General features: G+C 65.3%; 8 protein-coding genes. 3 read left to right on the forward strand and 5 right to left on the reverse strand.

Features of this window, described 5'->3' with window-relative positions; all coding sequences use genetic code 11:
• Both PVW46_RS28810 and PVW46_RS17985 read right to left on the reverse strand, forming a co-directional pair.
• A partial coding sequence (locus PVW46_RS28810) for an ATP-binding cassette domain-containing protein (RefSeq protein WP_443137052.1) occupies positions 1–134 on the reverse strand: 134 nt, incomplete at its 3' end.
• 6 nt (positions 135–140) lie between these two features.
• The gene (locus PVW46_RS17985; RefSeq protein WP_274577017.1) at positions 141–1,214 is read right to left on the reverse strand and encodes an ABC transporter substrate-binding protein; all 1,074 of its coding nucleotides are present in this window, start codon (positions 1,212–1,214) and stop codon (positions 141–143) included.
• A gap of 248 nt (positions 1,215–1,462) precedes the next feature.
• On the opposite strand from PVW46_RS17985, the gene PVW46_RS17990 reads away from it, so the two are divergent.
• Together PVW46_RS17990 and PVW46_RS17995 are read left to right on the forward strand one after the other, a co-directional pair.
• On the forward strand, positions 1,463–2,542 hold the full coding sequence (locus PVW46_RS17990; protein ID WP_069211418.1) for an isopenicillin N synthase family dioxygenase: 1,080 nt from the start codon (positions 1,463–1,465) through the stop codon (positions 2,540–2,542).
• A complete protein-coding gene (locus PVW46_RS17995) occupies positions 2,539–2,994 on the forward strand; it encodes a hypothetical protein (protein ID WP_069211419.1) in 456 nt (151 codons plus the stop codon). The genes PVW46_RS17990 and PVW46_RS17995 overlap by 4 nt, the downstream gene beginning before the upstream one ends.
• On the opposite strand, the gene PVW46_RS18000 is transcribed toward PVW46_RS17995, so the two are convergent.
• Positions 2,979–3,890, reverse strand: a complete 912-nt coding sequence (locus PVW46_RS18000; protein ID WP_069211420.1) for a LysR family transcriptional regulator — start codon at positions 3,888–3,890, stop codon at positions 2,979–2,981. The two genes, PVW46_RS17995 and PVW46_RS18000, sit on opposite strands and share 16 nt — an antisense overlap.
• Before the next feature lie 138 nt (positions 3,891–4,028).
• Here PVW46_RS18000 and PVW46_RS18005 point away from each other — a divergent pair, with 138 nt between their 5' ends.
• Complete coding sequence (locus PVW46_RS18005) at positions 4,029–5,639, forward strand: GMC family oxidoreductase (RefSeq protein ID WP_069211521.1); 1,611 nt, start codon at positions 4,029–4,031, stop codon at positions 5,637–5,639.
• Between the two features lie 170 nt (positions 5,640–5,809).
• Here the strand turns inward: PVW46_RS18005 and PVW46_RS18010 are convergent, their stop codons facing one another.
• Positions 5,810–7,051 carry a cytosine deaminase gene (locus tag PVW46_RS18010; RefSeq protein ID WP_069211421.1) on the reverse strand — a complete coding sequence of 414 codons (1,242 nt, stop codon included), beginning with the start codon at positions 7,049–7,051 and terminating at the stop codon, positions 5,810–5,812.
• A 16-nt stretch (positions 7,052–7,067) separates the two neighbouring features.
• Positions 7,068–7,953: ABC transporter ATP-binding protein (locus PVW46_RS18015; RefSeq protein WP_274577024.1), on the reverse strand; the 886-nt coding region annotated here is incomplete at its 5' end.

Here is a 7,953-nt window from a genome sequence, read left to right on the forward strand (position 1 = left end):
AGCGTGGTCTTGCCGCAACCGGACGGCCCCAAAAGCGCGGTCAGCTTTCCCTCGTCAAAGGTAAGATTGACATGTTCGACGGCACGGGTGCCGCCGAAGCTTTTCGAGATGCCCTTGAGAACAAGGCCGGACATGGACGGTTACGCCCCGGCCAGCATCTTGTCCCAGCTCTCCTTGATGAAGGTCTCCTTGTCCAGGTAGGCCTCGTAAGCGGGCCGGATCGACGGCGTGCCAGAGACAAAAGCGAATTCCTCGTCCGTCAGGTCGGTCTTGGACTGGTCCAGCAGGGGCGCGGTGCCGATCTTGCGGCTCATCAGCGCCTGCGTGGCCGGGTCGGACGAGAAGTTGATGAACTCCGCCGCCTCGTCCGCCTTGTCCGACAGAGACGACAGGCACCAGGATCCGTAGTCCTGCGGGTTGCCTTCCTTGGGAAAGACCGGCTTGATCGGGAAACCATCCGCGGCCATCAGGTTGGCCACGTCCAGGTAATATTGGCCGCCGATCACGTCGCCGTTCTTCATAGACTGTTCCATCTGGCTTTCGGCCGACCACCACAGCGCGACGTTCGGCTTGATCTCTGCCGCCTTCTCGATCAGCGCAAGGATGCCCTCGTCGGTCTTGAAGGTCTCTTCGCCGTCAAAGAAGGTCGCCGCGACGATGTCGAGGAACTGCGAATTGTAGTTGCGCGACAGGCCCAGCGAGGCCTCGTAAATCGAGCTGTCCCAGAAGTCCGCCCAGCTTGCTGGGACATCGACCTCGCCCGGGTTGATGACCATCGCCGTGAACCAGGACATGGCCCCGACCCCCAGCGCACCCTCGGGGGCCTCGAAGACGAAATAGGGATCCAGGTTGCCCGCCGCCGGCATGGCCGACAGGTTCAGCGGTTTCAGAAGCCCGCCGATGCGGCTGGCCTTGATCAGCGTGTCGCGCGCGTAGAGAGACAGGTCGGCGGGCACGCTGCCGGCGGCGGTCGCCTGCTGCATGGTCACCAGCCAGTCGGTCGAGTTGGGCTGGGTCACGCTTTCCACCGCGATGCCGGTGGCATCGGTGAAGGAGGGATAGACGAATTCCTTGAAGCTGTCCTCGAAATAGCCGCCATAGCTGCCGATCTTCAGGCTGCGCGTCTGCGCGATCAGCGGCGTGCCCAGCACACTGGATGCGGCGAGCCCTGCGGCCCCGGTCTTGAGCAGAGTACGTCTGTTGAGCTTGGTCATGGTGAGCTTCCTCATTCCCCGGCCGCGCCTTTCGCCGCGTGGACGCTGGCAGCCTCGTCATGCCCCCATGAGCGCGCGCAGACCGGTGACGGGTCAAAGAAAGCGACCGCAAAGAGACCAGTCGCCCCGGCAATTGATCAAATCGCAGGCAAACGGCACCGACCCGGCGGCATTCTTAATCGCCGCAGGGACCCGATCCGCCCTTTCGGGCCAGCCTGGGAACAGGCAAACGACTCGGGAGAGAACGCATGGCGCGCAGCACGATTTCGGACGACCAGAAGGCCCTGACGGTTGAGGATGCGACCCTGCCGGTCGTCGATCTCTCGGGGCTGTTCACAGGGGACTTCGCCGACAAGGCCAAGGTCGCCGCCGATCTTGGTCATGCGGCGCGGACCTCGGGGTTCTTCTACATCACCGGGCACGGGATCTCGCAGGAGTTGATCGACGCTGTCTTTGCGGCGTCGAAGGAATTCCACGACAAGCCGCGCAATTTCAAGATGCGCTATTGGTCCGGCTTCACCACCCATCACCGTGGCTATGTCCCCTTCGAGGAGAACGGCGCCGATTTCCCCAAGTCGATCAATTTCAACGAAGCCTGGGACATGTCCTACGAGGCGCCCGAGGATCACCCGGACTACCTCGCCGGCTGGCGCATGACGGGCCCCAACGTCTGGCCCGATATTCCCGGCTGGAAAGACACGATTTCAACTTATTACGACCAGGCCTTCGCGCTTGGCCTGCGCCTGCTGGACGCTCTGGCGCTGGAACTCGGGGTCGAAACAGAGGAACTGACCCGGCACATCACCTATCCGACCTCGCAGCTGCGGCTCCTGCGCTACATCCCCAATGAGATGCCCGCGACCAGGGAAATGGTCGGCATCGCCGCCCATTCGGACTTTGAATGTTTCACCATCCTGATGACCGGCGCGCCGGGCCTTCAGGTGATGAACGCCGAGGATGTCTGGATCGAGGCACCGCCGATCCCGGGCTGTTTCGTGGTCAACATCGGCGACATCTTCGAGACATGGTCGGGCGGGCAGTTCAAGTCCACGCAGCACCGCGTCGCCAATCTGGGCGAGGAAAGGTACTCTTTCCCGCTGTTCTTTGGCCTGGACTACCATGCGGTTGTAGAACCGCTGGAGAAGTTCCGCACGCCTGAGATCATGGAAAAATACCCGCCGATGAAGGCCGGGGATCACCTTATGCGCATGTCCGTGAACGCCTTCCGCTACATGGCAGACGCGCGCGAAAAAGGCGAGATGGTGCTGGAGTTCGATGTCCCGGACGAGAACCCCTTCAAGCGCGAGGCGAAAGAGCCCGGCACATGAACCCGCGTGCCCATCCCGATTTCGATCCCAACCCCCTGCCCCGCGGCGCCACCTTGCGGGGTTTGGACCTGACGCCACTCTCGCCCGCCGTGGTCGAGGAGGATTTCGCAGCCGTTGCCGGATCGGCGCATGTCCTCAAAGGACTTTTCGGCGACTGGCCCGACGGGCTGACGCTGGAGGAAAACCTCTGGGACATGGGCTGGCACGATCGCGAGTTCCTTGAAGGCCGGTCCTTTGCCTGGACCCTGCGCGACAAGGACGGCGTCTATATCGGTTGTGCCTATTTCTATCCCGAGATGGGACGGAGGGGTGCGGTGCTTGGCTATGTCTGGATCGTCGACCGGCCGGACCGCATGGCTTTGCAGGCGATGGTCATCGACGAGATGACCGACTGGCTGAACGGGCTGGTGGCGCAACCGGTCACCGTGACCTGGCATCAACCGCCCGGCTGAGCGTCGAACCGAAAGAGTGCCGCGCGTGCCCGCGTCTCTTCGCGCAGGAAATCGATCACCCGGCGGATGCGCGCGATCTCGCGGTCGTCCTCGGCATGCAGCAGCCAATAGGCGCGGGTGAATCGGATCTGGTCCGGCAGCACCGGCACCAGCGCCGTTTCGCGCGCCATGAAACAAGGCAGCACCCCTAGCCCGACCCCGCTTTGCACCGCTTCAAGCTGGGCCTGGACGGTGGCAGCCTTGTAGACCGTCCGCGCGCCGGGATGCACCAGACGGTTGAAATCCAGTGCCTCGGTATACAGCAACTCGTCGATGTACCCGACCAGCGGCATGGTGGCGAGGGCCTCGCGGTCTTCCGGTTTGCCATGCGCCTTGAGAAAGCCATGCGAGGCGTAGAGGCGCAGTTCGTAATCGGTCAGTTTCTGCATGACGAGCCGCCCGGTTTGCGGGCGGTCAAGGCTGATGGCGATGTCGACCTCGCGGTTCCACAGCTTGTGCGCGGCAGGCACCGGCACCAACTCGATTTCCAGTTCGGGTTCCTGCCGCAAGAGCCCGGGCAGCATCCGTGACAGGACCGCGTTGCCGAACCCGTCCGGCGCCCCGATCCGCACCCGCCCGGTCAGTGCGCCGGGGCGTTGCAGGCGGTCGAGGATCTGCGCCGCCTGCGTCTCCATCCGCTCGGCCAGCGGGATCAGGGCGGCGCCGGCCTCTGTCGGTATCAACCCGCCCGCACCCGGTTCCAGCAGGCGATTGCGCAGGGCCTCTTCCAGCCGTGCGACACGGCGGGCAACGGTGGTATGGCTGACGCCCAGCCGACGGGCAGCACCACTGAACCGCCCGGCCCGGGCGGTTTCCAGGAAATAGCGAACATCTGACCAGTCGAGGGATAGGCTCATGCCGGCTCCTTTTCCCACAGCATAGCCTGCCGCAATATGAACGAAAACAGGCACCCCCCGTCCGTTTTTGCAGATTGCGCCGCCGGACCACGACAACCCATACTGCACCCGGACCAGAGGGAGGCCGCCGTGCAGGATATTGGAACCTATGACTATGTCATCGTCGGCGCGGGCAGCGCCGGCTGCGTGTTGGCCAATCGCCTTTCCGAAGATCCGGACACCCGCGTGCTGTTGCTGGAAGCGGGCGGCAGCGACAATTACCACTGGATCCACATCCCCGTCGGCTACCTGTACTGCATCGGCAATCCACGCACCGACTGGGGGTACAAGACCGCCGCCTGCGAGGGGTTGAACGGGCGCGAGCTGCTGTATCCACGCGGCAAGGTGCTGGGCGGCTGCTCCTCGATCAACGGGATGCTCTACCTGCGCGGACAGGCGGCGGATTACGACGGCTGGCGGCAGATGGGGCTGACCGGCTGGGGTTGGGACGACGTGCTGCCCCATTTCCTCAAATCCGAGGACTACTACGGCGGCGCCGACGAGATGCATGGGACCGGGGGCGAATGGCGGGTCGAAGAGGCGCGCCTGCGCTGGGAGATCCTCGACGCCTGGAAGGCGGCGGCGGTCGAGGCGGGCTTGCCGGAGACCGACGATTTCAACCGGGGCGACAATTTCGGGGTCGGTTATTTCAAGGTCAACCAGCGCAAGGGCTGGCGGTGGAGCACGGCCAAGGGGTTCCTGAAACCGGCCCGCCAGCGGGCCAACCTGGACGTCATGACACATGCCCAGGCAGAGCGGCTGCTCTTCGACGGACGGCAGGCGACCGGGCTGCGGTTCCGGCGCGAGAATGCACCGATGCAGGTCCATGCACGACGCGAGGTGATCCTGTCCGCGGGGTCGATCGGGTCGGTTCAGATCCTGCAACTCTCGGGGATCGGCTCCGGCGCCCTGTTGCAGGACCAAGGGATCGACACCGTCCTGGATCAGCCCGGTGTCGGCGCCAACCTGCAGGACCACTTGCAGATCCGCTGTGCCTACAAGGTCTCGGGGGCGAAGACCTTGAACAGCATGGCCTCGTCGCTTTGGGGCCAGGCGAAAATCGGGCTGGAATACCTTGCGACACGCTCCGGGCCGATGTCGATGGCCCCCAGCCAGCTTGGGGCCTTTGCCTATTCGTCACAGGAGGTGGCGACCCCGGACCTGGAATACCACGTCCAGCCCGTGACGCTGGAGGCCTTTGGCCAGCCGCCGCACGAATTCGACGCGATCACCGCCAGCGTCTGCCACCTGCGCCCCGAAAGCCGGGGGCATGTGCGCATCACCTCTCCCGATCCGACGGCGCATCCGGAGATCCAGCCGAATTACCTCTCGACCGAGGGTGACCGGATCGTGGCCGCCCGGGCCATCCGGCTGACGCGGCGGATCATGGACCAGCCGGCACTGGCGCGATACCGCCCCGAGGAATTCAAGCCGGGGCCAAGTTACCAGAGCGATGCGGAGCTTGCCGAGGGCGCCGGGCAGATCGCCTCGACGATCTTTCATCCCGTGGGCACGGCGCGCATGGGCACCGATCCCGCCGCGGTGGTGGGGCCGGACCTGAAGGTCAACGGCATCGGCGGGCTACGGGTGGTCGATGCCTCTGTCATGCCGCGTATCACCTCGGGCAATACCAATTCGCCCACCATCATGATTGCCGAGAAGGCCGCCGACATGATCCGTACCGAGGCGCGGGAACAGGTGACGGCCTGAACCGCTTTCGGAAGGTGTTTCGCCGCGCTGACGCGCGACGACTGGCGGGGGGCTTTGCCCCCTGGACCCCCCAGAGGTATTTTTGGCCCAAAGAAACAGGGGCATGTGCCAGGCTTGCAGATGCCTGCGCAGGGATAGCCCTGGCCGGTTCCCCCGGCGACGAAGGGGGGCTAGAACCCTGCTGAAAGCGCCGTGCGGGCCGGTTCCGTCCGGGCCACGACGCGGCCATCCGAGATGACGGCAAGGCGCGCAGGCCGCAGGCGCAGCGCCTCGATCGGGTCGGGCGCGTCCAGGACCACGAGACTGCCGCGCTTGCCGGGGGCGAGGCCGAAGTCGAGGCCCAGGACCTGTGCCGGGGTTTCCGTGACCATCTGGAAAGCGGCGCGCATCTGGTCCGGTGCGGTCATCAGGGCAACGTGCAGCCCCATGTGGGCCACCTCGAGCATGTCGCCCGAGCCCAGCGGATACCAGGGATCGCGCACGCAGTCCTGTCCGAAGGCCACCGTGACGCCGGCGGCGCGCAGTTCCGGCACGCGGGTCTGGCCACGCCGTTTCGGATATGTGTCCATCCGCCCCTGGAGGGTGATGTTGATGAGCGGGTTGGGGATCGCGGCCACCCCTGCCTCGGCGATCAGGGGCAGGAGTTTCGCGACGTAATAATTGTCCATCGAATGCATCGAGGTCAGGTGCGACCCAGCCACGCGGCCCTGCAACCCGCAGCGGATCGTCTCGGCGGCCAGCGTCTCGATATGGCGGCTGAGGGGGTCGTCGCTTTCGTCGCAATGCAGGTCGACGCGCAGGCCCCGCTCGGCGGCCAGTTCGCAGGCCGCCCGGACAGAGGCCGCGCCATCCGCCATCGTGCGCTCGAAATGCGGGATCCCACCGACCACGTCGACACCGGCATCCAGCGCGCGGACCACCTGTCGTTCAGCGCCGGGGGCGCGGTACCAGCCGTCCTGCGGGAAGGCGACCAGTTGCAGGTCCAGCACGCCGCGCACCGCCTCGCGCACCTCCAGCAGCGCCTCGACCGTGTGGAACTTCGGGTCGGTCACGTCGACATGGCTGCGGATCGCCAGCACGCCCTTGCCAACCGTCTGCCGGCAATAGTCCAGCGCGCGGGCGACGATCTCCTCCCTCGTTTGCTCCTGTTTCAGCTCGCCCCAGAGCGAGATGCCCTCGAGCAGGGTGCCCGAGGCATTCACACGCGGGCGGCCATAGCTGAGCGTCGCGTCCATGTGGAAATGCGGGTCGATGAACGGCTGTGTCACCAGCTTGCCGCTGGCGTCGATCACCTCGCCCGCCTCGCCGGTGATGCCCGGTTCAACCGCCGTGATGAAACCGTCCGAAATGGCAACATCGGCCTGGGTGCCATCAGCCAGCAGCCCGCCTTTCACCAGGATGTCGATACTCATGCGCCCTGCCCCTTGTTCACGTTCCGGCCATCACATGCGCCGCGCCGGGCGCCCAGGTCAGCCAGAACCGCTGGCCCGGTTCGGGGGCGAGGTTTGCAAGCTGGTCCTCGGTGACCTGCGCCTTGAGTTCCACGCCCTCCGGACCTTCGAAATAGCAGATGATCCCGGTGCCTGCGAACTCTTCCGACAGGAATTCCGCAGGCAGGGCGCCCTCGCCCGGATCGCTGGCGCTGACCTGCATCCGGTCGGCGGCGACAACGATCTCCGGCCCCGGGGTCTTGCCCGGCAGAATGTTGTTTCGTCCCACGAATTCCGCGACAAAGCGGTTTTTCGGGGCGCGGAAGATTTCCTGCGGCTTGCCGATCTGGGCGATCTCACCGTGACCCATGATGACCACGCGATCCGCCATCGCAAATGCCTCGGACTGGGAATGGGTGACGTAGACGAAGGTGATGCCCAGTTCCTTTTGCAGCCGGGTCAGAACGCCCTGCATGCGGATCACCAGGTGTGCGTCCAGCGCCGAAAGCGGTTCGTCCAGGAGCAGCATCCGGGGTTCTGTCACCAGACTGCGGGCCAGCGCCACGCGCTGGCGCTGGCCACCCGAGAGCTGGTCGATGCGGCGCGTCTCGAACCCCTTGAGCCCGAGACGTTCGAGCCAGAGCATGGCGCGGCCGTGCCGGTCGGGTTTCGGCACGCCGCGCATCTTCAGCCCGAATTCGACGTTTTCCTTGACGTTCAGGAAGGGAAACAGCGCCAGCGACTGCCAGACCAGCGGCGTGTCGCGGTCATGGGCAGAGACCTCGTTCATGCGCTTGCCGTCTATGGTGATCTCGCCCACTGTCGGTTCTTCCAGCCCGGCAAGCATCCGCAGCGTCGTCGTCTTGCCGCAGCCCGACGGCCCC

This window comes from Mameliella sp. AT18 (assembly GCF_028807275.1).
GTDB lineage: Bacteria > Pseudomonadota > Alphaproteobacteria > Rhodobacterales > Rhodobacteraceae > Antarctobacter > Antarctobacter albus.

What these genes read in the sequence shown, in the direction of transcription:
- PVW46_RS17985 (WP_274577017.1), bottom strand. Translation starts at nt 1,214, where the DNA reads ATGACCAAGCTCAACAGACGTACTCTGCTCAAGACCGGGGCCGCAGGG.
- PVW46_RS17990 (WP_069211418.1), top strand. Translation starts at nt 1,463, where the DNA reads ATGGCGCGCAGCACGATTTCGGACGACCAGAAGGCCCTGACGGTTGAG.
- PVW46_RS17995 (WP_069211419.1), top strand. Translation starts at nt 2,539, where the DNA reads ATGAACCCGCGTGCCCATCCCGATTTCGATCCCAACCCCCTGCCCCGC.
- PVW46_RS18000 (WP_069211420.1), bottom strand. Translation starts at nt 3,890, where the DNA reads ATGAGCCTATCCCTCGACTGGTCAGATGTTCGCTATTTCCTGGAAACC.
- PVW46_RS18010 (WP_069211421.1), bottom strand. Translation starts at nt 7,051, where the DNA reads ATGAGTATCGACATCCTGGTGAAAGGCGGGCTGCTGGCTGATGGCACC.